Annotated in this window: 2 protein-coding genes; one reads left to right on the forward strand and one right to left on the reverse strand. The window is 72.0% G+C overall.

The genetic code is table 11. The features are described from left to right. Positions 1–1,149, reverse strand: a 1,149-nt coding sequence (locus E4P41_RS21715) for a transposase (RefSeq protein WP_245177563.1), incomplete at its 3' end; no start/stop codon positions are given. Here E4P41_RS21715 and E4P41_RS22915 point away from each other — a divergent pair. Then, a partial coding sequence (locus tag E4P41_RS22915; protein ID WP_209307866.1) for a hypothetical protein occupies positions 1,049–1,327 on the forward strand: 279 nt, incomplete at its 3' end. The two genes, E4P41_RS21715 and E4P41_RS22915, sit on opposite strands and share 101 nt — an antisense overlap.

Genomic DNA, 1,327 nt, shown 5'->3' on the forward strand with positions numbered 1-1,327 from the left:
GTGCATGTCGGCGTAGGACGGTTCGGCCTTGGTGGTGTACCAGGGGGCGGCGGCGCGGATGGCGGCGAGGTCGCCGGCCGGGTCGCCGTGGTCGGTGTACCAGAGCACGACGAGGGTCTGGACGAGCAGGGCGAAGGGCACGGTGCGCTCCACGGCGGTGCGCAGCCGGTTGCGGGCCTGGCCGGCGCCGGTGATCTGCTTGGCGTCGAAGATCGCCACCTCGATGCTCCAGCGGGCGGCGTAGCGTTCCACGATCGCCGCGGGCGGGCTGTCGAGGTCGGTGGTGAGCAGGGCGAGGTCGTAGCCGGTGGTGGTGCCGGTCTCGCGGATCAGCACCACTCGGCAGGTGCGGGTGTGGAACGGCTCGTACCACAGGCAGGTCACGGCGGTGACGGTGATCTGCTGGCCGACGCCGTAGCGGAGCACCTCAACACCGGTGAAGGTCGCGGTGGCGGCCAGGTCGGCGGGGGTGCCCAGCCGATCTCCCCGTAGCCGGGGACGGCCGCGTCGCCCGGTACGTGGCGGGGCCAGCGCGTCGAGCCGGGCGTTGCGGCGCAGCCGCAGCGTCCAGCTCACCGGCTCGGGCAGCGCGCGCAGCGCCGGGGAGGAGTAGGCCGCGTCGGCGACCACGTCGATGCGCCGCTCCGGAAAGGCCTCGGCGACCAGCTGCACCAGCTCGACGGCCAGCTGCACCGGGGTGGTGGTGCCCTTGCCGCGCCAGAGCCGGAAGCCCACCGGCAGCGCCACCGGCCGGGAGCAGAACGGCAGCCGGACCAGCACACAGCAGATCACCCACCGGTTGCCGTAGCCGATCTTGCGTCGGTCGGCCGCCGACCCGTCGTGGGTCCAGTACGCCGCATGCACCCGGCGCCCGCGGCGGCGGAACAGCGTGTCATCGATGACCAGCTCGATCGGCTGACCGGCCGGCACCAGCCGCGCGGCCACCAGCTGCAGCAGCGCCAGCCCGAGCCGATCGGGAGACCAGCGGGCGTAGGCGAACAGGTGATGGGCGCGGCTGTGGTGCCAGACGCGGGCCAGCCCGGCGCCGGTGAGCATCCCGGTCACCGTCCGACGTCCGCCCGCGACGATCAACCCGCAGACCAGCTGGCAGAACGTCCGATACGACGGCGCGGTCAAACACGGACGCACGGCCGCCAACAAGGTAGCCAGGGAAGTGGGTACGGTCGGCTGCGGAAGCATCAGCGGACCCCTCGCAAGAGGCGGTGAGAAGACCGCTGATGCTTCCGCGCGTTCAGCACCCGATCAGGCAGCCGCGCCGCAACCGTGCAAGATCATCTACTTGATCGCGGAAACTGCGAAAGCCGAG

It is taken from the genome of Geodermatophilus sp. DF01-2, from assembly GCF_004571065.1.
GTDB lineage: Bacteria > Actinomycetota > Actinomycetes > Mycobacteriales > Geodermatophilaceae > Geodermatophilus.